The sequence below is a fragment of the Nocardioides sp. WS12 genome, assembly GCF_014108865.1.
GTDB lineage: Bacteria > Actinomycetota > Actinomycetes > Propionibacteriales > Nocardioidaceae > Nocardioides.
Genome location: NZ_CP053928.1, coordinates 3,169,963 through 3,190,097, shown reverse-complemented (window position 1 = coordinate 3,190,097; position 20,135 = coordinate 3,169,963). Strand labels below are relative to the sequence as shown.

The window sequence follows — 20,135 nt, the reverse complement described above, 5'->3', positions numbered from 1 at the left end:
CTACTCCGTCGATATCGCGTCCAGGACATTGAGCCGGGACGCCCGGATCGCGGGGATCACTGCGGCGAGTACGCCGACGATGACCGAGATGACCAGGAACGCCACGAGCTGACCGAGCGGTAGGCCGAGACTCGTGAGGTCCTCGGACAGGGCGTGTTGCAGCAGCACGCCGATGGCCAGGCCCAGCGCCATGCCGAGCACAGCACCCAGTACGGCGATCGCGATGGACTCCAGGGTGATCATCCGTCGCAGCCGGACGCGACTCATGCCGATCGCACGGAGGAGTCCGATCTCCCGGGTCCTCTCGATCACGCTGAGCCCCAGGGTGTTGATGATGCCGATCACCGCAATCACGATCGCCAGCGTCAGCAGGCCATAGATCATGTAGAGCAACTGGTTCACCTGGCCGCGGATCTCGTCGGAGAAGCCGTCCTTGTCGAAGACGCCGACGATCGGGGCAGACTTGGCGGCGTCGTCGACGTCGTCCCTCACCGTGTTCGCATCAGCACCGGGGGAGAACAGGATGCTGATCGTCGTGTCCTGGCGCAGGACCCCGGCCGCAGCGAGCTGGTCCAGTGGCACGTTGACGGAACCGATGACCTCGGAGTCGTCGACGATGCCGACGACCGTGGGAGTCAGGGTCCGGCCGCCCTGGAACCCCAGGTCAACGGTCTCACCGACCTTGACGTCGTTCTGGGTGGCGAAGTCCTTCGAGACGAAGGCCTCGGCCCCCGAGACCTTCTGGCGGCCCTCGATGACCTTGAGCTGGTAGATCTCATCGAAGTTGGCGTCGTTGCCAGTCAGGTAGATCGACTTGTCGTCGTACTGGGCAGTGGTGAACTGCTGGCGGCTCATCGACCCGACGCCGTCGACCTCGGCGATCCGGTCGCCGACCTCGGTCGAGAACGGCAGGAAGTTGGTGCTCTGCACCAGCAGGTCGGCAGTGAACTGCTCATCGACGACGTCGTCGACGGACTTGTTCAGGGACGCAGCCAGGACTCCGATGGTCGAGACCAGCGCCAGGCCGATCATCAGGGCCGAGGCGGTGGCGCCGGTACGACGCGGGTCGCGCAGGGCGTTCTCGCCGGCGAGTTGCCCGGCAGCGCCGAACAGCCGGGCGAACACCGTGCGGCACAACGCGAGAACCGGCTTGCCCACGACGGAACTGATCGCGGCAACGGTGAGGATCCAGAGCACCGCGCCCACGCCGATCCATGCGGCATCCGAACCCGGTGCGCCGACGACGCCGGCAACCGCGAAGCCGGCACCGATGACCAGGACGACCGCGCCGATGACGGTACGACGGCGCAGGGACGCTCGTTCGACGCTGGTGTCGGCCCGCATCGCCGCCACAGGTGAGATCTTGCTGCCGCGTCGAGCGGGTAGATAAGCCGCAGCCATCGTCATGCCGACGCCGACGACGTAGCTGGTGATGACCGTGCCGGAGGTGAGGTCCAGCGCGTTGCTCGCGATGTCGAGTCCGACCGAACGGAAGATCCCGGCGAGCCCCCTGGCCAGGAGCAGTCCGAGTCCGATACCAAGCGTCGAAGCGACGACGGCCAGGACGAACGCCTCGAGGAGCACGGAGCGGGTGACCTGGGCGCGCCCGGCGCCGAGCGCACGGAGTAGGGCCAGTTCGCGGCTACGCTGCGCGACCAGGATCGAGAACGTGTTGACGATGATGAACCCGCCGACGATGACCGCGATGATCGCGAACACCAGCAGGAAGGTCTTGATCACACCCAGGAATCCCCCGACGGCGTCCTGCGATTCCTCGGCCACCTGGTTTCCGGTGACCGCCTCGAATCCCTGCGGGACGACCTTGCTGGCCGCCTTCGCGAGGTCCTCCTGGGTCACGCCGTCCGCGGCAGTGAGACTGATCCGGTTGAAGACGTCCTTGCCGCCGAGAAACAGGTCCTGGGCGGCCTCGGTTGAGAAGATCAGCAGGGTGGCGCCCGCCGTACCGCCTCCGTTGAACTCGGCGGTGCCGACCAGCCTGGCCGTCCGCTCGAGTGTTCCGAAGGGAGCGAGGAGCTTGACCTCGTCGCCGACCTCGTAGTCACCGGCCTTGACCGCCGCCTCGTCAAGGACGATTTCGTCGGTCCCGCTGGGCCACTGGCCTTCCTGGAGGACCAGTGCCGAGTCGCCCTCCATGTTCGGGCCGTCGTGGTAGTTGAACGCCAGCGTGGGGGCTCCCGTCCCTCCGACGAGGGTGCCGTCGCTCGCCAGCAGGCTCATCCCGAAGCCGACGACGTCGCCGTCGGCCCGCGCCACCTCGGGCAGGGCATTCAGGTCGTCCACGACGCCCGGGTCGAGCACCTGGTCGGTCTGACCGGAGAACCCGCCGTCGAACTCCTCGGTGTCCTGCGCCCGGACGGCGCCGTCGGGCGTCGAGCCGTAGATGATCGTGTCGAACGTCGAGGACAGGCCGTTGCTGAAGACCAGGACACCGGACAGGAACGCGACGCCGAGCACGATGGCGAGTCCGCTCATGAGGAGCCGGACCTTGCGAGCAAAGATGTTGCGCAGCGTGAGCCGCAACATGTCAGGCCTTTCCGCGCGCAGCAGCGGCCTGCAGGGCCGACATGTGCTCGAGAATCGCTTCGCGATCGGGGTTGTTGATCTCGTCGACCACTCGGCCGTCTGCGAGGAACACCACCCGGTCGCAGTACGACGCCGCGACGGCGTCGTGCGTGACCATCACGATGGTCTGGCCGAACTCGTCGACGCTGCGCCGCAGGAACGACAGCACCTCGGCGCCCGAGGTGCTGTCGAGGTTGCCGGTTGGTTCGTCAGCGAACACGATCGAGGGCTTGCTGACCAGCGCTCGGGCACAGGCCACGCGCTGTTGCTGGCCGCCGGACATCTCGGCCGGCCGGTGCTTGAGTCGATCGCGCAGACCGACCGTGTCGACGACCGTGTCGAACCAGGCCTGATCGGGCTTCCGACCGGCCAGGCTGAGCGGCAGCAGGATGTTCTCCTGGGCGGTCAACGTCGGGATCAGGTTGAAGGCCTGGAACACGAAGCCGACCTCCTCACGCCGCAGTGTGGTGAGTGCCTTGTCCTTGAGCCGGGACAGTTGCGTCTCGCCGACCATCACCTCGCCCGCGGTGGGGGTGTCCAGTGCCGCAAGGCAGTGCATGAGGGTCGACTTGCCCGAACCGGACGGGCCCATGATCGCGGTGAACTGGCCCTGGGCCAGGGCGATCGTCACGCCGTCAAGGGCGCGGACCTCGGAGTCACCCGACCCGTAGGTCTTGTGGAGGTCGATCGCGCGGGCCGCGGCGGGACGGTGGGGGGAGACCTGATGGGGGGCGGTCGTCATGAGAACACCCTGCCCGATGAACGTTCATGGGTCATCGGGATTTGCCCTGACCCCTCCCTGACTTCGGCAACAGGAGACAGGAGTCGCCGAACTCGTGCCACAGGTAGCCCGACGCCGACGCAGCCGTGTAGGCCCGTCGGGTGAGCTCTGCGCCCGCGACGGCCTCGACCAGCATCAGGTGGGACGCCTCGGGATCGTGCCAGCCCGTCACCAGTCCGTCGGTCACGCGCGGAGGATCCGCCGGGCTGATGATCCGCGTGGTCCATCCGGCCTTCGGGACCACCTCCGGCCCGCCGTCGCGCACCTCCACCGACGACTCCAGCGCCCGCGTGGCGGTCGTCCCCACGGCGATCACCCGTCCCCCGGCTGCGCGCGCAGCGTTCACTGCAGCGGCCGTCGACAACGACACCTCGAAGCGTTCCGCCTGCGGCGTCTCGCTCGCCTCCTGCGAGGAGACCCCGGTGTGCAGGGTGATCGGGGTGATCAGCACACCCTTCGCGACCAGCCTGGTCACGAGCTCCGGACTGAACGGACGACCGGCCGAGGGCATCTCCGCGCTGCCGGGACGCCGACCGAAAACGGTCTGGTAGTCCGTCAGCGGGTAGCGCGCATCGAGGTAGCCATAGGCGATCGGTCGACCGATTCGCCGAGCCACCGCGGCGACGTCGCCGGTCGCGGTCGCTCGCCACAACCGGTTCCCGGTGCCGGTGGGGGATGAGCCTGGTGCCGGGTACGGCTCGATCAGGTGCAGGTGGGCAGCCCCGCCCACGAGGTCGATCCGGTCACCGGCCCGGGCGTCGAGTACGGAGCGGGCGGCATCCGGCGGACGTCGTACCTCGACCACCCAGGTGGCGTCGTCGAGCGGCGTTGCGAGGTGCAGGACGACCGGTCCGTGCCGGTCGGAGACCGCGTCGACAGCTGCCGCAACGGTGGCCGAGTCGTTCACGACGACGATGTCGCCCGGTTTGAGGTGCTCGTCGAGTCGGTGGAAGCGCGTGTGTTTGATCCCGCGGTCCGTCGCGACGAGGAGTTGGACCTGGTCACGGGCGAGTCCACGCCGCTCGGCGGGTGCGGGCGCGAACTCCTGTGCCTCAAGCTGCGACATCGCTGGCCCGGTATCGGCCCGACGGAGCATCGCCGTCCAGCAGCGCCAACAGATGGGGTACGACGACCTCGGGCAGCGGACGGTCGGAGATGTCATCGCCGGGGAACCAGTCCTGGTGCATCTGGGTGCGCATGTCGCCGGGGTCCACGGCGTACGCGGTGATGGTGGGGTTCTCGGCCGCGACGGTGAGCGTGAGGTGGTCGAGAGCGGCCTTGGACGCGCTGTACATGCCCCAGCCGGCGTAGTGCTCCAGCGCTGCGTCCGAGGAGATCGACAGCAAGGTGCCGCCGGTCTTCGCGAGGTGAGGGATGGCGAGGCTGGTGAGCACGAGCGGTGCGCCGACGTTCTGCCGCCAGACATAGCCGACGTCGTCGATGGTGAGGTCGGCGAGGAACCGGTGCGGGTTGTCGCCGGAGATCGGGCCGAGGATTCCGGCGTTGTTGACGAGCAGGTCCAGGCGGCCGTGCGCATCGACGGCGGCCATGAGTTCGCTCCGGTGGTCCTCCTCTGAGGTGTCGCCGACGATGGCGGTCACCACGCCCAGCGGGGCGGCCGACACGGTGGCAGCGAGTCGTTCGGGGTTCCGGCCGTTGGTGATGACGTGCCAGTCCTGGTGGGCGAGGGCGAGCGTCAAAGCCCGGCCGAGGCCGGCGCTTCCGCCCGTGACGAGTGCGATCCTGTTCATGCCCCCATCGTGGAACCTCAACTTCGGTTGAGGTCAAGCACTCGGTCACAACGCGCGTGTTCCCAGCACCTGCGAGGCGGGACGTGTCAGAGTTGGTGCATGGCGAGGTACGTGGGGGCGATCGACCAGGGCACCACCAGCACGCGCTTCATGGTGTTCGACCACGCCGGGCGCGAAGTGGCCCGGCACCAGCTCGAGCACCAGCAGATCCTGCCGCGTGCCGGCTGGGTCGAGCACAACCCCGTGGAGATCTGGGAACGAACCTCGGCGGTCGTGCAGACCGCTCTCGGCAAGGCCCGCCTCGATGCGAGCGATCTGGCCGCGGTCGGGATCACGAACCAGCGCGAGACCACGATCGTGTGGAACCGCCGCACCGGCCGGCCGCTGCACAACGCGATCGTCTGGCAGGACACCCGCACGGACGCGATCGCCGCCGCGCTGGATCGCGACGGCCGCGGTGACGTGATCCGGCACAGGGCCGGCCTGCCTCCGGCGACGTACTTCTCCGGCGGCAAGCTGCAATGGATCCTCGACACGGTCCCGGGCGCGCGCGAGCTGGCCGAGAAGGGCGACGCTCTCTTCGGGACCCCGGAAACCTGGGTGCTCTGGAACCTCACCGGCGGACCCGATGGCGGCGTGCACATCACTGACGTGACCAACGCCAGCCGGACCATGATGATGGACCTCGAGACGCTGGACTGGGACGACGAACTCCTCGGGTTCTTCGGAGTCCCGCGGGCGATGCTGCCCGAGATCCGCGAGTCGTCGGCCACGACGCCGTACGGAATGACGCGATCGCACGGGCCCTTTGGCGGCGAGGTCCCGATCACCGGCATCCTCGGCGACCAGCAGGCCGCGACCGTCGGGCAGGTCTGCTTCGCGCCGGGCGAGGCCAAGAACACTTACGGCACCGGCAACTTCATGCTGCTCAACACCGGCACCGAGATCGTGCGTTCCAAGGCGGGGCTGCTCACGACGCCGGCCTACAAGTTCGGCGACGAGCCCTGCGTCTACGCGCTCGAGGGATCGATTGCGGTCACCGGGTCCGCCGTCCAGTGGCTGCGTGACCAGTTGGGCATCATCAGCGGCGCGTCGGAGTCCGAGTCGCTCGCCGCCCAGGTCGAGGACAACGGCGGCGTGTACTTCGTGCCCGCGTTCTCGGGGCTGTTCGCGCCGTACTGGCGTTCGGACGCCCGCGGTGCCATCGTCGGCCTGTCCCGCTTCAACACCAACGCGCACGTCGCCCGGGCCACGCTCGAGGCGATCTGTTACCAGTCGCGCGACGTGATCGAGGCGATGTCGTCCGACTCGGGCGTGACGCTGGAGGTACTGAAGGTCGACGGCGGGGTGACCGCCAACAGCCTCTGCATGCAGATCCAGGCCGACGTGCTCGGCGTCCCCGTGAGTCGGCCCGTCGTCCCGGAGACCACGGCTCTCGGCGCGGCGTATGCCGCCGGACTTTCGGTCGGCTACTGGGCCAACACGGACGAGCTGCGCGAGAACTGGCAGGAAGACACCCGGTGGGAACCCCACTGGAGCGAAGACCAACGTGCCGCGGGCTACGCCCAGTGGCAGAAGGCAGTACAACGAACCCTTGACTGGGTGGAGGTCCCATGAACCCCGCTCCACTGTCGCCGCGCGGCCGCACTTCGGCCCTCAAGCGGATGGCCAATCAGCACCTCGACGTCCTGGTGATCGGCGGGGGAGTCGTGGGCGGCGGGATTGCACTCGACGCAGCCACCCGCGGCCTGGCCGTCGGCCTCGTCGAGGCCCGTGACTTCGCGTCCGGCACCTCCAGCCGGAGTTCCAAACTCATCCACGGTGGCCTGCGCTACCTCGAGATGATGGATTTCCGACTCGTCGCTGAGGCGCTCAAGGAGCGCGGCCTGCTGATGCAGCGGCTCGCACCGCACCTCGTGCGCCCGGTGCCGTTCCTCTACCCGCTCACCGGCCGCGGTTGGGAGCGCTGGTACGCCGGCTCCGGAGTCGCGCTGTACGACGCCATGTCCAAGGCCAGTGGGTACGGCGACGGCGTGCCGGTGCACAAGCACCTCACCCGCCGCGGGGCACGCAAGGCGTTCCCGTCGTTGCGCAAGGACGCCCTCATCGGGGCGATCCGCTACTACGACGCCCAGGTCGACGATGCCCGCCACACCATGTTCCTCTCCCGAACCGCGGCGACCTACGGCGCCGCCGTGGCGTCCCGTACCCGTGTCCTCGGTCTGATCAAGGAGAGCGAACGTGTCGTCGGCGCCGAGGTGATCGACCTCGAGACCGGCCACCGGTTCGAGATCCGTGCGTCCCAGGTCATCAACGCCACGGGTGTGTGGACCGACGAGACCCAGGGCATGGCCCGCGAGCGCGGGCAGTTCAAGGTGCGGGCCAGCAAGGGCATCCACCTCGTCGTACCCCGCGACCGGATCCGCGGCGAAGCGGGCCTGATCCTGCGGACCGAGACGTCCGTGCTCTTCGTGATCCCGTGGAAGCGGCATTGGATCATCGGCACCACCGACACGGACTGGGAACTGTCCAAGGACCACCCGGCGGCCAGCTCCAGCGACATCGACTACCTGCTCACCAACGTCAACAAGGTTCTCGAGGTGCCGTTGACCCGCGACGACGTCGAGGGAGTGTTCGCGGGCCTGCGGCCGCTGCTGGCAGGGGAGTCGGCGGCGACGTCGAAGCTGTCCCGCGAACATGCCGTTGCGCACAGCGTGCCCGGACTCGTGGTCGTGGCCGGCGGGAAGTACACCACCTACCGGGTGATGGCCGCCGATGCCGTCGACGAGGCAGTGCACGGGCTCGAAAGCGTGCTGGGTCGCAAGGTCGGCGAGTGCGTGACCGAGCGGATCCCGCTGGTCGGGGCCGACGGCTACCAGGCCCTCTGGAACCAGCGCCGCACCCTGGCAACGCAGTCGGGCCTCGCGGTCAACCGGATCGAACACCTCCTGGAGCGGTACGGCTCGCTCGTGCTCGAGGTGCTGGACCTGATCGCGGCCGAGCCGGACCTGGCCGAGCCGCTGCCCGGTGCCGAGGACTACCTCCAGGTCGAGGCGGTCTACGCCGTGACGCATGAAGGTGCGCGGCACCTCGACGACGTGCTCACGCGCCGGATGCGGATCTCCTTCGAAACCTTCGATCGCGGGGTCGCTGCCGCGCCGCATGTCGCCGACCTGGTCGGCGGGTACCTCGGCTGGGACGCCAACCAGCGGGAGCGGGAGGTCCAGCACTACCTCAAGCGGGTCGAAGCCGAACGGGAGAGCCAGCGCCAGCCGGACGATCACACGGCGGACGCGGCGCGCAAGGGCGCGCCGGACGTCGTACCGGTGTCCCGGATTGCGGAGTCCCTCGAACCCCTGGAGTCGTTCGACGAGACCGAAGTGCTGGAGACGCCCTGATGGATCTGTCCCTTCAGGGCCGCGTGTACGTCGTCACGGGCGCCACCCGCGGACTGGGCCGTGCCACGGTCGAAGCGCTGCTGGCCGACGGAGCACGCGTGGTGCTGTCCGGCCGTGAGAGTGCCGGTGTGGAGCGCGCGCTCGGCGAGATCGACGTACCCGACGCCCTCGTTGGCGTGGTGGCCGACAACGCGGACCCGAAGACTCCGGCGCGCCTCATTGCCGCGGCGCAGGAGCGGTGGGGTCGGCTGGATGGCGCGCTGATCAGCGTGGGCGGTCCGCCGTCCGGCACCGTCTCGGCGATCACCGATGAGCAATGGACCCAGGCGTTCGGGTCAGTCTTCCTCGGCGGCGTACGGCTGGCCCGGGAAATCGGCGCGGCCCTCGGGGAAGGCGGCAGCCTGGCGTTCGTTCTCTCGACCAGCGTGCGGCAGCCGATCGCCAATCTCGCGGTCTCCAACGGCCTCCGACCCGGGCTCGCGATGGTCGCCAAGACCCTGGCCGACGAACTGGGTCCGCGCGGCATCCGGGTGAACGGTCTGCTGCCCGGCCGGATCGGCACGGAGCGGGTCGCCGAACTGGACGCATCCACGGGCGACGCAGCGGCCGCCCGCGCGGCCGCTCTCAGCCAGATTCCGCTCGGGCGTTACGGGGATCCCGAGGAGTTCGGACGGGTGGCGGCGTTCCTGTTGTCGCCGGCGTCGTCCTTCGTCTCGGGCGTGATGGTTCCGGTCGACGGCGGGATGGCCCGCGGCCTCTGACGCTCCCGCCCGGAGAACGGCCCCCCGGACCGCTTCTTGGCGCGGGTGCGCTGGCCACGCGCGCCGTGCACGCGCTCGTCCCAGGCGAGGTAGCCGAAGCCGCCGAGCGCCAGCACGCCGAAGAACCACCACTGCAGGCCGTAGAAGAAGTGCGGTCCCTCGCCCAGTTCGGGGAGCTCGACCGGTTCGAGGGCCTCGGTCGGTTCCGGGCTCTCGGTCTTGAGCGCGACGAAGCCCGTGAACACCTCGCGGTCGATGGCCTTGCCGATCGGCCCGCTTGCGATCGCGCGCGTCGAGTGACCGTTGACCTGGGTGCTGTCGCCGGTGCCGTCGCTGCGTACCCAGCCGGTGATCGTGACCTCGCCCTCCGGCGGGGCAGGGAGCTCGGTGTGCGTGATCTCGGGATTGTCGGTGGCGAACCAGCCGCGGTCGATCAGGGCGGTGGTGCCGTCCGGGGTCACCAGCGGTACGACGACCTCGACCCCCGGAGCGGACTTGCGGGTGCGGTACCGGACGACGACGGTGTCGTCGACGTCGTACTCGCCGGTGACGGTGATGAGCCGCCACTCGTCGGCCTCCTGCACAGCACGTCCGGGAGCGAGAACCTCGGCGAGTGGCACCGGGTCACGGTTCTCGTTGGCGCTGACGATCGTGTTGCGTTCCTTGCGGTCCTCGAGGCGGCCGAACTGCCATTCGCCCAGCCACCACGTGGCGTACCCCACGAGCAGGATCGCCAGGAAGAACAGCACCCAGCGACGGCTCAGCAGGAAGCGCCAGGAGGCCAGCCACGATCGCACGGGTCAACGGTAGGTCCCGCCGGTCGTTGCCGGAGCGTCGCCCCTGAGGTGGCGACCCTATGCTGGAGGTATGCAGCCACTCATCGATCGCCACGGAAGGGTCGCGACCGACCTCCGGGTCTCGCTGACCGATCGCTGCAATCTGCGCTGCACCTACTGCATGCCACCCGAGGGTCTCGAGTGGTTGCCGGCCGATGACCAGCTCAGCGATGACGAGATCGTCCGTCTGATCGGGATTGCCGTGCAGCGCCTCGGCGTCAAGGAAGTGCGGTTCACCGGCGGTGAACCGTTGGTGCGCCGTGGGCTCGTCGACATCGTGGGCCGAGTGCGTGCGCTCGACGCCGACGTCGAGATGTCGATCACCACCAATGCGCTCGGCTTGGCGAAGACTGCGGGCGCGCTCGCCTCGGCAGGGCTCAACCGGGTGAACGTCAGCCTCGACACCGTTCGGAGCGACACCTTCCAGGAGATCACCCGCCGCGACCGGTTCACCGACGTGGTCGAGGGCCTGGCCGCCGCCGAGGCTGCCGGACTCGGTCCCGTCAAGGTCAACGCGGTACTGCTCCGTGGCGTCAATGACGACCAGGGGCCGGAACTCCTCCAGTGGTGTCTCGACCGCGGCTATCACCTGCGCTTCATCGAGCAGATGCCGCTCGACGCCCAGCACGGCTGGACCCGCGAATCGATGGTCACCGCCGACGACATCTTCGCCTCGCTGGCCACGAAGTTCGCGCTGACGCCCGCCCGCGAACCCCGCGGCAGCGCACCCGCCGAACTCTTCCTCGTCGACGGCGGCCCGGCCACCGTGGGCGTGATCGCCTCGGTGACCCGCCCGTTCTGCGGCGACTGCGACCGGGTCCGACTGACGGCCGACGGCCAGGTGCGCAACTGCCTCTTCGCTCGCTCGGAATCTGACCTGAGGGTCGCGATGCGGGCCGGTGCGACCGATGACGAACTGGCCGATCGCTGGCTCACCGCGATGCTCGGCAAGGCCCCCGGCCACGGCATCGACGACCCGACCTTCCTCCAGCCGGACCGCCCCATGTCCGCCATCGGCGGCTGACCCCGACTTGGCGTTTGTCGCGCGCGAGTTGGGGTTTGTGACGGCCGACTTGGGGTTTGTGACGCCCGACTTGGGGTTTGTCACCACCGGCGATTCGTGTACGACGGCGCGAGCGCCGCGCGGAGTTCGCGAATCCAGCGATCCGACGCTCCGCCCATGAAGTCACCGCGCTTCACGACGATGACAGTCCAGCCGTTGTCACGCAGCCAACGACGGCGCTCCCGGTCGTCGTCGCGCTGCTCCGGCGTTCGGTCGTGGAAGTCCGCGCCGTCGTACTCGACGCAGACCTTGGCGTTCACGTAGGCGAAGTCGAGACGGTACGTCGGTACGCCGTCGATCTCGATCCACCACTGCGGCTCAGGCGCGGGGAGCGCAGCGTCGTTGATTTCGATCAGCACCCACGCCTCGCGGGGAGACTCGATCCGCGGGTCGACCAACGGCACCAGGCCTCGGCACTGAATCACGCCGCGGCGCCCACGGAACCGCGGCAACTCGCGGGCCAGGTCGCGTGCCGTGAAGCCGTGGAGGCGTGCGAGCGACGTCATCGCCGCGAACGCATCGCGCCGGCGTAGGTGGCATCCCAGGTCCATCGCAGTGCGAATCGGGGACGTGACCCTGAGGCCGTGAACGTTGATCACGTCTGTTGGTGAGAGGTCGCGTGTGCGGCCGTCCGCCTCGGGCCTTCGAGTTGGATTGCGACCGCGGAGCGCACACGATTCGACCGGCGGCAGGAGATCGTGCTCGCTCATCACGTGCATGTCCACGCCGAGCAGCCACGCGGCGGTCCGATCGCGGATCACATGATGCTCCGACGTGGCCAGCCCGATGACCTGTGCCCGCAACTCCACCGAATCCGGCAGGTCGGCGCGGGCGTAGATCCCGCGAGTCCAGCGGCGCAGGAGGCCGTTCACGGTGTCGAGTCGGAGGCGGCGTTGAGTAACGCCCAGAGCGGCGGCGTCAGCGGCCGCGAAAGGATGGTCGGGGTAAGGGTTGGGCTCGGTCATGGGTACGACGATCGGCTCAGACCGAGCGCCTTCCCACCGGCTGGGTTGGCCCTGTGGAAACGCCCCCTCGCCGACGTACCTGTGGAGAGTTGGCGGACACAACGGTGACGACAAACCCCAAGTCGACCGTCACAAACCCCAACTCGGCGGCGACAAACCCCAACTCGCGCTACTCGTGGGGGACGGTGTCCTTCAGGAACCCGCGGGCACCGAGGAAGAGCTCCAGGGATTCGCGGTGCTCCGGGCAGGCGAGCCAGATCTTGCGACGCTCCGGCGTGTGGAGCTTCGGGTTGTTCCAGAGCAGTTGCCACACCGCGGGCTCGCGGCAACCGCGGGCCGAGCAGAGATCAGGCTCCATGCGTACCGGGTCCGAGCTGGCGCTGGGCGTCGCCGCCACCGGTGAGCGGGAGTTCGGTCGAACGGCTGTCACCGGCGTTGGCGAGCACCACGGCGACGTACGGAAGGAAGACGGCACCGACGATCAGGATCGGCCAGAGCCAGCCCACGCCGGCCACGCCGGCGAACACGGCACCGATGAAGCAGAGCGTACGGATCGTCATCGCGATGGCGTACTTGCGCTGCCGACGGGCCAGGTCTGCCTGGGGGCTGTCACCGGCGGTGGTGATCCGGATGGCATCCATACCCCGCAGCCTACGGCCCCGTGAGTAGTCTTCACCCATGTCCAACCGCACCTATCGAGTCAGCGAGATCGTCGGCACGTCGCCCGACGGGATCGACCAGGCCGTCCGCAACGGCGTCGACCGCGCCGGCAAGACCCTTCGTCACCTCGACTGGTTCGAGGTCACCCAGGTTCGTGGACAGATCAAGGACGGCCAGGTGGAGCACTTCCAGGTCTCGATGAAGGTCGGTTTCCGCCTCGAGGACGACGAGTAACCACGCACTTTGTGGGCTTCCCACAAAGTAGGTCGGTGATCTTGGTGCCCGCTGGGCACGAGCCGGACGGTGCGGCGCCCGTAGCGTCGTGCACGTGAACTCACCACGCTCGGTCCTCGTCACCGGAGGTAATCGCGGCATCGGCCGCGCCATTGCCGAAGCCTTCATTGCTGAGGGCGACAACGTCGCCGTCACGACCCGCAGCGGCGGTGCGCCAGAAGGCGCGCTCGAGCTGAAGGCCGACGTCACGGACGCTGCGGCGCTCGAGGCTGCCTTCAAGGCCGCCGAAGAAGCGCACGGCCCGATCGAGATCCTGATCGCGAACGCCGGCATCACCGCCGACACGCTGCTGCTCCGGATGTCGGACGAGGACTGGGACTCGGTCATCGCGACCAACCTCACCGGCTCGTTCCGTCTGGCCCGCCGCGCTGCCAAGGGCATGATGCGCCAGCGCAAGGGCCGGATCATCTTCATCTCCAGCGTCGTCGGCCTGCTGGGCTCGCCCGGCCAGGTCAACTACGCCGCGTCCAAGTCCGGCCTCGTCGGCATGGCACGCTCGCTGGCCCGCGAACTGGGCCCGCGCAACATCACCGCGAACGTCGTTGCTCCGGGGTACGTCGACACCGACATGACCTCCGTACTGAGCGACGAGCAGAAGGAAGGCATTCGCAGCCAGATCCCGCTCGGTCGGTACGCCGACCCGGCGGAGGTCGCGGGTGCGGTGCTGTGGTTGGCCAGCCCGTCGGCGGCGTACGTCACCGGTGCTGTGATCCCTGTAGACGGCGGACTTGGAATGGGGCACTGACATGAGCGAGACAAGCATCAACCCGAACGGCATCCTGGCCGGCAAGAACATCCTGGTCGCGGGGGTCACCCTCGACACCTCGATCGGCTTCGCGGTCGCGAAGTTCGCCCAGGAGCAGGGCGCCACGGTGCTCATCTCCAACTTCGGCCAGGCGCTGCGGATCACGCGCCGGATCGCCAAGCGGCTCCCTGAGCTCCCCCCGGTCCTCGAACTGGACGTGACGGACGAGGAACACCTCGCCGGCCTCGCGGACCAGGTCCGCGAGCACCTCGGCGCTGACGCCGTCCTCCACGGCGTCGTGCACTCGATCGCCTACGGCAACCCGGAGACGCTCCTCGGCGGCAAGTTCCTCACCGGCCCGTCGAAGGACGTCGCCCAGGCAGTCGAGGTGTCGGCCTTCTCGCTGAAGTCCCTCGCCGTGGCGTGCCAGCCGCTGATGACCGAGGGCGGTTCGGTCGTCGGGCTCACCTTCGACGCGTCGGTCGCCTGGCCGGTCTACGACTGGATGGGTGTGGCCAAGGCTGCGCTCGAGTCCTGCTCGCGCTACCTCGCCCGCGACCTCGGTGCCGAGGGCATCCGGGTCAACCTGGTCTCCGCCGGCCCGCTGCGCACGCTCGCCGCCAAGGCCATCCCCGGCTTCGGTGACCTCGAGGCCATGTGGTCCACCCGGGCACCGCTCGGTTGGGACAACGTCGACCAGGAGCCGACGGCCAAGGCCGTCTGCGCGCTCCTGTCAGACCTGTTCCCGGCCACCACGGGCGAGATCATCCACGTCGACGGCGGCTTCCACGCCATGGGTGCGTGACGGACCGCTGTCGGTCCCGAACGCGCGCTGGGCGGCCAGCGTCATCAGCGCCCAGGCCAGGAACACGATCGCGATCTCCTCGACGACGTACCACGGCCACGGCCCGAGCAGGTCGAGCACGGACGTGCGCGGCTTGCGCAGCAGGTAGCCGTAGTTGGTGTCCGCGAGCACGTTGAAGGTGTACGTCGACGCGGCCCACACCAGCGTGGTCGCGACCGCTGCGCCGAAGTCGCGCCAGCGTGGTGCCTTCTTCAACCCGATGACCAGGTAGATCGCCGCCCAGACCACGAGCAGGTGCAGCGCCCAGAACGCGAAGTAGCGCGGATGGGGGAGGTCCTCGTTGAGCGACGGGGTGACGACGCCCTGGATGGTCAGGGTCAGGCCCCAGAAGAACGTCAGCGCCACCGGGAACCGGCGGTGCGTCCACAACGCCCACGTGGCGGCGATCCACGCGAGGTCGCACAGGTGCAGCGGCAGCGTGACGTCGATGTCGAAGTTGTAGACCAGATCGATGATCTGGAACGGGACGGTTGTCGCCGGGATGAGCAGCGCGCAGGTCCGGCTGAACCTGGTCGGGCCGTCGACGCCAGCGTGCCGCCGTCCCAGGAGTACGGCGGCCACGACCCCCACGAAGAACAGGGCCAGCGGGATCAGGTGGGTCGGTCCGTACTGGGTCACGGTTCCAGCATGGGGCCTACGATGCTGGTGTGAACAGCATCCGGCGGCTGGTGGTCGTGCGCCACTCGAAGGCAGAACAGTTCGCGCCGAGTGACGTGGAGCGAGTGCTGAGTCCCCGCGGCCGTGCCGACGGCAAGGTCCTGGGCGAGTGGTTGGCAGCTCAGGGCGTGGTCCCCGGGACCGCCTACGTCTCCTACGCCGCCCGCACCCGCGAGACCTGGGAGGTCGTCGCCGACGGCGCTGGCTGGGAGATCGAACCGCACATCGACGGCTCCCTCTACGGCACCGACGAGTTCGGCGTCCTCGAACTGGTCCACACCACGCCCGCGGACGTCGAGACGGTCGTCGTGGTCGGCCACAACCCGACCATGGAGATGCTCGCGCAGCAACTCGACAACGGCGAGGGCACCGCCACCGGTTCGGTGGAGATGGGGACGTTCCCGACCAGCACCGCCGCGGTGTTCGAGGTTGATGGGCAGTGGTCCGACATGGCGCCGATGCAGGCGCGCCTCCAGGCCTTCCACGTGGGCCGCGCTGGCGACTAACCCAGCGGGGGAGCCGGCGTGATGATGCCGTCGGCGGCGTCGGCCGCCACGATCTCCTCGCGGCTGATGCCGAGCAGATACATGATCGTGTCGAGGTAGGGCACGTTCAGCGAGGTGTCCGCCGCCTCGCGCACCACGGGCCGGGCGTTGTAGGCGATACCGAGTCCGGCCGCGTCGAGCATGTCCAGGTCGTTGGCGCCGTCGCCGATCGCGATCGTGGCGGCCTCGGGGACACCGAGGTCGGCAGCGAACTCCCGCAACGCACGCGCCTTGCCGGCCCGGTCGACGACGTCACCCACGACCTCGCCGGTGAGCTTCCCGTCGATGATCTCCAGGGTGTTGGCGCGGGCGCGGTGGATGCCGAGATCGGCGGCCAGGCGGTCGGTGATCTGGCTGAACCCGCCGGACACGATGGCGAACCGGTACCCGAGGCGGCGGAGTGTGCGCACCATGGTGCGGGCACCGGGGTTGACCACGATGGCGTCGTACACCTGGTCCAGCGCGGTGGCATCGAGGCCCGCGAGCAGCTTCACCCGGGCGCGCAGGGACTGCTCGAAGTCGAGCTCGCCCCGCATCGCCTGCTCGGTGATCTCGGCGACCTCGGCCCGGTGCCCGGCGTGCTCGGCGAGCATCTCGATCACCTCGCCCTGGATCAGCGTGGAGTCGACGTCCATGACGATCAGGCGCATGCCGTGGCGCAGCAGGTTGGCGGGCTGGACGGCGACGTCGATCCCGTGGGCGGCCGCCTCCGTCGCGAGCAGGGTGCGCAGTCGGTCCGGCGCGGCGCCCGACACGTGGATCTCGATGGCGGTGACGGGGTACCGCGCCATCCGCTCGATGCGGTCGATGTTGCCGCCACAGTCGGCGATCCGGCCGGCAATGGCAGCCATGGCCGAGGCCTTCAACGGTCCGCCGATCACCGTCACGTGTGCGCGGTGGTGGGCACGCGAGCGGTTGTCGCCGGAGCCCTTCTCGAACTCGACGCTCATGCCGAGGCCCTCAACGGTCGCCGTGACCGCCTTGCGGAGCTTCTTGCCATCCCGCGGAGCACTGACCAGGACGCCCAGGACGAGCCGCCCGCGCATCAGGATCTGTTCGAGGTCGACGACCGCGACAGCGGACTGCGACAGGGTCTCGAGGACCGCCGACGTCACGCCGGGCCGGTCGGTACCGGTGACCGTGATCAGGAGCGTGTCGTCGGCCGCAGGGTGGGCACTGTCGTGTGGGCTCATCGCGGCTGAAGGTTATCGCTCCACGGTCCTCAGGACGCTGGAGGCCAGCCATCCGGCGAGCAGGCGGCCGTCAGGGCACGCCGTACGGCGCGGTCCAGGGGCTCCAGTGCCGCCCGCCGCGCGGCCGCTTCACCGGCACTGACGGCCCCGCCGTCGTCCTCAAGGGCCAGTTCGACCACGGCTCCCAGGTGCAGTGCCCGGCCGGCGAGATCGACGGCTCGGGCGGGCGTGCCTGCGGGCGCCTTCAGGGGTACGCCGGCGCGCAGGTCGTGCAGCTCATCGGCCACCTCGGGCCGCCACCGGGCGACGTCGAGGTCGGCGAGCGCACCTGCGGCGGTCAACAGGGTCGTGCGCAGTTCCCGGTCGGCCTCGCCGAGATCGGGCGGAGGTCGTCGTTCGGCGGGGTAGGGCGTCCATTCGATCGCCCGACCCACCCGGTAGGGGACCAGACCGAGGTCGGTGCCGAGCAGCAGCACCGCTTCGGCCTGCTCGATGGCCGCACCGGTGAAGTCGGCCGGCCCCCGCAGGCCGACCGGGTCTCCCGGAGCCGGAAACGCGGCAGCGATCTGTTGCGCACCCCGGTTGCGCGCGGAGGCGAGTTCGAGGAGGAGCGGCGCCGGAGCGTCTCCGCCGACCACGACGTGCGCGACATCGCGGTCGGCGTCGTCGGGTTCCGCCCCGCCGAGGACACCATCGAGACACTCGTCCGGTCCGATGCGTCCCTGAAGCCAGGCCGTACCCCACCACGCGACGCGCGCGGATGCCGGCAGGTAGGTCACTGCACCAGCCTAGGGCTGGTTAGGGTTGCCCCATGTCCGCTGTGCTCGAGCTCGCCGAGGTGAGCGTGCGCCGTGGCCAGGCCACGCTCCTGGACCGGGTCAGCTGGGTCGTGCGGGACGGTGAACGCTGGGTCATCCTCGGTGCCAACGGCGCCGGCAAGACCACGTTGATGCAGGTCGCCGCCGCCCAGATGTACCCGACCTCCGGCGCCCTCGGGATCCTCGGTGAACTGGTCGGCACCATCGACGTGTTTGAGCTGCGCCCCCGCATCGGCGTCTCCAGCGCTGCCATCGCCGAGCGGATCCCGCGCGGCGAGACCGTCCGCGACATCGTGATCTCTGCGTCGTACGCCGTCCTGGGCCGGTGGCGTGAGGAGTACGACGACGTCGACCACTCCCGCGCGGACGCGCTGCTGCGCGAGGTCGGAGTGATGCACCTTGCCGACCGCACGTTCGGGACGCTCAGCGAGGGGGAGCGCAAGCGCGTCCAGATCGCCCGCGCCCTGATGACCGACCCCGAGTTGCTGCTCCTCGACGAGCCGGCTGCAGGTCTCGACCTCGGTGGGCGCGAAGACCTCGTCTCGACACTGTCGGTCCTGGCGTACGACCCGTCGTCGCCCGCGACCGTGCTCGTCTCCCATCACGTGGAGGAGATCCCTCCTGGCTTCACCCACGTGCTGATGTTGCGCAATGGCGGTGTGGTCGCCGAGGGTCCGCTCGCCACGACACTCACCGCCGAAGCACTGTCCGCGACGTTCGGCATGCCGCTGGTGCTCGAGGAACACGAGGGTCGTTACGCCGCCAGGCGCAAGCAGCGCCACCGCGGGTAAACCCCTAGGCAGGGTGGCCTAGAGTTTCGCCATGGACTGGCTGCGTGATCATCTCTGGGAGACGTGGCTGGTCGTCGCGATCCTCCTGGGCATCGCCGAGACGCTCACGCTTGATCTCTTCCTGCTGATGCTGGCCGGCGGCGCGCTCGCGGGCATGGGTACGGCGCTCGCGACGGACAACGTGATCCTTTCCGTGCTGGTTTCGGCCGGCGCCGCGCTGCTGCTCCTCGTCGGGGTACGCCCGCCGCTCGTCAAGCGCCTGCACGGTGGTCCCGAACTCGTGCTCGGCCACGCCAACCTGATCGGCACCCGCGGCGTCATCACCGAATCCGTTCAGGCGCACCACCCCGGCCGCGTGAAGCTCGGTGGGGAGAACTGGCTCGCCGTCTCCACCGGCGCCGAGACCGGCATCGAGGTGGGGCGCACCGTCGAGGTCGTCCAGATCACCGGCGCCACCGCACACGTTCGCCCTGTGTCAGACCCGGAACTCGGCTGAAGGAGACACCATGGAAATCCTGTTCGTCCTCATCGCACTACTCCTCTTCGTGATCATCGTGATCGCGAAGTCGATCCGCGTGGTGCCGCAGGCGTACGCCGGTGTCGTGGAGCGCTTCGGCAAGTACAAGGAAACGCTGCCGGCGGGCCTCAACTTCGTGGTGCCGTTCGTCGACAAGGTCCGCTACATGATCGACCTGCGCGAGCAGGTCGTGAGCTTCCCGCCGCAGGGCGCGATCACCGAGGACAACCTGACGGTCGACATCGACACGGTCATCTTCTTCCAGATCACCGACCCGATCGCCGCCACGTACGAGATCTCGAACCACATCCAGGCGATCGAGCAGCTCACCATGACCACCCTGCGCAATGTCGTCGGTGGCATGGACCTCGAGCAGACGCTGACCAGTCGCGAGTCGATCAACAGCGGTCTCTCCGCCGTCCTCGACGAGACCACGGGCCGATGGGGCATCAAGGTCAAGCGCGTCGAGATCAAGGGCATCGACCCGCCGCCGTCCATCAAGGACGCGATGGAGAAGCAGATGCGCGCCGACCGCGACAAGCGAGCGTTCATCCTGACGGCCGAAGGCCAGCGCCAGTCCGCCATCCTCACCGCCGAGGGCAACAAGCAGTCCGCCATCCTCAACGCCGAAGGTGAGCGCGAGGCCGCGATCCTGCGCGCCCAGGCTGACCGCGAGTCCGCCATCCTGCGTGCCGAGGGTGAGGGTGCCGCCATCACGACGGTCTTCTCGGCAATCCACCAGGGCGAGCCGGACCAGGGGCTGCTGGCCTACCAGTACCTCCAGATGCTGCCGAAGATCGCGGACGGTCAGAGCAACAAACTGTGGATCATCCCGAGCGAGGTCGGCAAGGCCCTCGAGGGCCTCGGCTCCGTGCTGAACCCGGCAGACGCCGACGCGTTGCCGCCCACCGC

General features: G+C 69.0%; 21 protein-coding genes and 1 pseudogene. 11 read left to right on the top strand and 11 right to left on the bottom strand.

Features of this window, described 5'->3' with window-relative positions:
* Genes HRC28_RS15535 through HRC28_RS15520 form a run of 4 tightly spaced genes read right to left on the bottom strand, consistent with a single transcriptional unit; the run spans position 1 to position 5,115 of the window.
* Positions 1-2,544, bottom strand: coding sequence for an FtsX-like permease family protein (locus tag HRC28_RS15535; protein ID WP_182376386.1), 2,544 nt, complete (start codon positions 2,542-2,544; stop codon positions 1-3).
* A gap of 1 nt (position 2,545) precedes the next feature.
* On the bottom strand, positions 2,546-3,325 hold the full coding sequence (locus HRC28_RS15530) for an ABC transporter ATP-binding protein (RefSeq protein ID WP_182376385.1): 780 nt from the start codon (positions 3,323-3,325) through the stop codon (positions 2,546-2,548).
* A gap of 31 nt (positions 3,326-3,356) precedes the next feature.
* A complete protein-coding gene (locus HRC28_RS15525) occupies positions 3,357-4,430 on the bottom strand; it encodes an S-adenosylmethionine:tRNA ribosyltransferase-isomerase (protein WP_182376384.1) in 1,074 nt (357 codons plus the stop codon).
* The gene (locus HRC28_RS15520; protein ID WP_182376383.1) at positions 4,417-5,115 is read right to left on the bottom strand and encodes an SDR family oxidoreductase; all 699 of its coding nucleotides are present in this window, start codon (positions 5,113-5,115) and stop codon (positions 4,417-4,419) included. The genes HRC28_RS15525 and HRC28_RS15520 overlap by 14 nt, the downstream gene beginning before the upstream one ends.
* A 99-nt stretch (positions 5,116-5,214) precedes the next feature.
* On the opposite strand from HRC28_RS15520, the gene glpK reads away from it, so the two are divergent.
* The 3 genes from glpK to HRC28_RS15505 are packed head-to-tail and all read left to right on the top strand — an operon-like array spanning position 5,215 to position 9,274.
* Positions 5,215-6,732, top strand: coding sequence for a glycerol kinase GlpK (gene glpK, locus HRC28_RS15515; RefSeq protein WP_182376382.1), 1,518 nt, complete (start codon positions 5,215-5,217; stop codon positions 6,730-6,732).
* Entirely contained in the window at positions 6,729-8,513 is a 1,785-nt protein-coding gene (locus tag HRC28_RS15510) for a glycerol-3-phosphate dehydrogenase/oxidase (protein ID WP_182376381.1), read from the top strand. The genes glpK and HRC28_RS15510 overlap by 4 nt, the downstream gene beginning before the upstream one ends.
* Positions 8,513-9,274, top strand: a complete 762-nt coding sequence (locus HRC28_RS15505) for an SDR family oxidoreductase (RefSeq protein WP_182376380.1) — start codon at positions 8,513-8,515, stop codon at positions 9,272-9,274. The genes HRC28_RS15510 and HRC28_RS15505 overlap by 1 nt, the downstream gene beginning before the upstream one ends.
* Here HRC28_RS15505 and HRC28_RS15500 read toward each other — a convergent pair.
* Complete coding sequence (locus HRC28_RS15500; RefSeq protein WP_237111512.1) at positions 9,160-10,071, bottom strand: SURF1 family protein; 912 nt, start codon at positions 10,069-10,071, stop codon at positions 9,160-9,162. The two genes, HRC28_RS15505 and HRC28_RS15500, sit on opposite strands and share 115 nt — an antisense overlap.
* Positions 10,072-10,141: 70 nt before the next feature.
* Between HRC28_RS15500 and moaA the strand changes: the two genes are divergently transcribed.
* Positions 10,142-11,134, top strand: coding sequence for a GTP 3',8-cyclase MoaA (gene moaA, locus HRC28_RS15495; RefSeq protein WP_182376379.1), 993 nt, complete (start codon positions 10,142-10,144; stop codon positions 11,132-11,134).
* Between the two features lie 80 nt (positions 11,135-11,214).
* On the opposite strand, the gene HRC28_RS15490 is transcribed toward moaA, so the two are convergent.
* The 3 genes from HRC28_RS15490 to HRC28_RS15480 form a co-directional block, all read right to left on the bottom strand.
* A complete protein-coding gene (locus HRC28_RS15490) occupies positions 11,215-12,138 on the bottom strand; it encodes a DUF559 domain-containing protein (RefSeq protein WP_182376378.1) in 924 nt (307 codons plus the stop codon).
* 169 nt (positions 12,139-12,307) lie between these two features.
* Positions 12,308-12,496: an acetone carboxylase gene (locus HRC28_RS15485; protein ID WP_182376377.1), complete on the bottom strand. Its 189-nt coding sequence runs from the start codon at positions 12,494-12,496 to the stop codon at positions 12,308-12,310.
* The gene (locus HRC28_RS15480) at positions 12,486-12,779 is read right to left on the bottom strand and encodes a DUF3099 domain-containing protein (protein WP_182376376.1); all 294 of its coding nucleotides are present in this window, start codon (positions 12,777-12,779) and stop codon (positions 12,486-12,488) included. Before HRC28_RS15480 ends, HRC28_RS15485 begins: the two co-directional genes overlap by 11 nt.
* A gap of 37 nt (positions 12,780-12,816) precedes the next feature.
* On the opposite strand from HRC28_RS15480, the gene HRC28_RS15475 reads away from it, so the two are divergent.
* The 3 genes from HRC28_RS15475 (at position 12,817) to fabI (ending at position 14,642) form a co-directional block, all read left to right on the top strand.
* A complete protein-coding gene (locus tag HRC28_RS15475) occupies positions 12,817-13,032 on the top strand; it encodes a dodecin (protein WP_182376375.1) in 216 nt (71 codons plus the stop codon).
* A 94-nt stretch (positions 13,033-13,126) separates the two neighbouring features.
* Positions 13,127-13,837, top strand: a complete 711-nt coding sequence (gene fabG / locus HRC28_RS15470; RefSeq protein WP_202033088.1) for a 3-oxoacyl-[acyl-carrier-protein] reductase — start codon at positions 13,127-13,129, stop codon at positions 13,835-13,837.
* Between the two features lies 1 nt (position 13,838).
* Complete coding sequence (fabI, locus tag HRC28_RS15465) at positions 13,839-14,642, top strand: enoyl-ACP reductase FabI (RefSeq protein ID WP_182376373.1); 804 nt, start codon at positions 13,839-13,841, stop codon at positions 14,640-14,642.
* Here fabI and HRC28_RS15460 read toward each other — a convergent pair.
* Positions 14,571-15,320 carry a TIGR02206 family membrane protein gene (locus HRC28_RS15460; RefSeq protein WP_182376372.1) on the bottom strand — a complete coding sequence of 250 codons (750 nt, stop codon included), beginning with the start codon at positions 15,318-15,320 and terminating at the stop codon, positions 14,571-14,573. The genes fabI and HRC28_RS15460 overlap by 72 nt on opposite strands.
* 29 nt (positions 15,321-15,349) lie before the next feature.
* Here HRC28_RS15460 and HRC28_RS15455 point away from each other — a divergent pair, with 29 nt between their 5' ends.
* The gene (locus HRC28_RS15455) at positions 15,350-15,865 is read left to right on the top strand and encodes a histidine phosphatase family protein (RefSeq protein ID WP_237111511.1); all 516 of its coding nucleotides are present in this window, start codon (positions 15,350-15,352) and stop codon (positions 15,863-15,865) included.
* On the opposite strand, the gene serB is transcribed toward HRC28_RS15455, so the two are convergent.
* The gene (gene serB, locus HRC28_RS15450) at positions 15,862-17,097 is read right to left on the bottom strand and encodes a phosphoserine phosphatase SerB (protein WP_182376371.1); all 1,236 of its coding nucleotides are present in this window, start codon (positions 17,095-17,097) and stop codon (positions 15,862-15,864) included. The genes HRC28_RS15455 and serB overlap by 4 nt on opposite strands.
* Positions 17,098-17,126: 29 nt before the next feature.
* Positions 17,127-17,876, bottom strand: coding sequence for a hypothetical protein (locus HRC28_RS15445; protein WP_182376370.1), 750 nt, complete (start codon positions 17,874-17,876; stop codon positions 17,127-17,129).
* A 32-nt stretch (positions 17,877-17,908) separates the two neighbouring features.
* Between HRC28_RS15445 and HRC28_RS15440 the strand changes: the two genes are divergently transcribed.
* The 3 genes and pseudogenes from HRC28_RS15440 to HRC28_RS15430 form a co-directional block, all read left to right on the top strand.
* Positions 17,909-18,706 (top strand): ABC transporter ATP-binding protein, encoded by a 798-nt coding sequence (locus tag HRC28_RS15440; RefSeq protein WP_182376369.1) that lies wholly within the window; start codon positions 17,909-17,911, stop codon positions 18,704-18,706.
* Between the two features lie 31 nt (positions 18,707-18,737).
* Positions 18,738-19,202: an NfeD family protein gene (locus tag HRC28_RS15435; protein WP_182376368.1), complete on the top strand. Its 465-nt coding sequence runs from the start codon at positions 18,738-18,740 to the stop codon at positions 19,200-19,202.
* Positions 19,203-19,212: 10 nt separating this feature from the next.
* A pseudogene (locus HRC28_RS15430) lies at positions 19,213-20,097 on the top strand (SPFH domain-containing protein); the annotation flags it as partial.
* Between the last annotated feature and the right edge of the window lie 38 nt (positions 20,098-20,135).

What these genes read in the sequence shown, in the direction of transcription:
- HRC28_RS15535 (WP_182376386.1), bottom strand. Translation starts at nt 2,544, where the DNA reads ATGTTGCGGCTCACGCTGCGCAACATCTTTGCTCGCAAGGTCCGGCTC.
- HRC28_RS15530 (WP_182376385.1), bottom strand. Translation starts at nt 3,325, where the DNA reads ATGACGACCGCCCCCCATCAGGTCTCCCCCCACCGTCCCGCCGCGGCC.
- HRC28_RS15525 (WP_182376384.1), bottom strand. Translation starts at nt 4,430, where the DNA reads ATGTCGCAGCTTGAGGCACAGGAGTTCGCGCCCGCACCCGCCGAGCGG.
- HRC28_RS15520 (WP_182376383.1), bottom strand. Translation starts at nt 5,115, where the DNA reads ATGAACAGGATCGCACTCGTCACGGGCGGAAGCGCCGGCCTCGGCCGG.
- glpK (WP_182376382.1), top strand. Translation starts at nt 5,215, where the DNA reads ATGGCGAGGTACGTGGGGGCGATCGACCAGGGCACCACCAGCACGCGC.
- HRC28_RS15510 (WP_182376381.1), top strand. Translation starts at nt 6,729, where the DNA reads ATGAACCCCGCTCCACTGTCGCCGCGCGGCCGCACTTCGGCCCTCAAG.
- HRC28_RS15505 (WP_182376380.1), top strand. Translation starts at nt 8,513, where the DNA reads ATGGATCTGTCCCTTCAGGGCCGCGTGTACGTCGTCACGGGCGCCACC.
- moaA (WP_182376379.1), top strand. Translation starts at nt 10,142, where the DNA reads ATGCAGCCACTCATCGATCGCCACGGAAGGGTCGCGACCGACCTCCGG.
- HRC28_RS15490 (WP_182376378.1), bottom strand. Translation starts at nt 12,138, where the DNA reads ATGACCGAGCCCAACCCTTACCCCGACCATCCTTTCGCGGCCGCTGAC.
- HRC28_RS15485 (WP_182376377.1), bottom strand. Translation starts at nt 12,496, where the DNA reads ATGGAGCCTGATCTCTGCTCGGCCCGCGGTTGCCGCGAGCCCGCGGTG.
- HRC28_RS15480 (WP_182376376.1), bottom strand. Translation starts at nt 12,779, where the DNA reads ATGGATGCCATCCGGATCACCACCGCCGGTGACAGCCCCCAGGCAGAC.
- HRC28_RS15475 (WP_182376375.1), top strand. Translation starts at nt 12,817, where the DNA reads ATGTCCAACCGCACCTATCGAGTCAGCGAGATCGTCGGCACGTCGCCC.
- fabI (WP_182376373.1), top strand. Translation starts at nt 13,839, where the DNA reads ATGAGCGAGACAAGCATCAACCCGAACGGCATCCTGGCCGGCAAGAAC.
- serB (WP_182376371.1), bottom strand. Translation starts at nt 17,097, where the DNA reads ATGAGCCCACACGACAGTGCCCACCCTGCGGCCGACGACACGCTCCTG.
- HRC28_RS15440 (WP_182376369.1), top strand. Translation starts at nt 17,909, where the DNA reads ATGTCCGCTGTGCTCGAGCTCGCCGAGGTGAGCGTGCGCCGTGGCCAG.
- HRC28_RS15435 (WP_182376368.1), top strand. Translation starts at nt 18,738, where the DNA reads ATGGACTGGCTGCGTGATCATCTCTGGGAGACGTGGCTGGTCGTCGCG.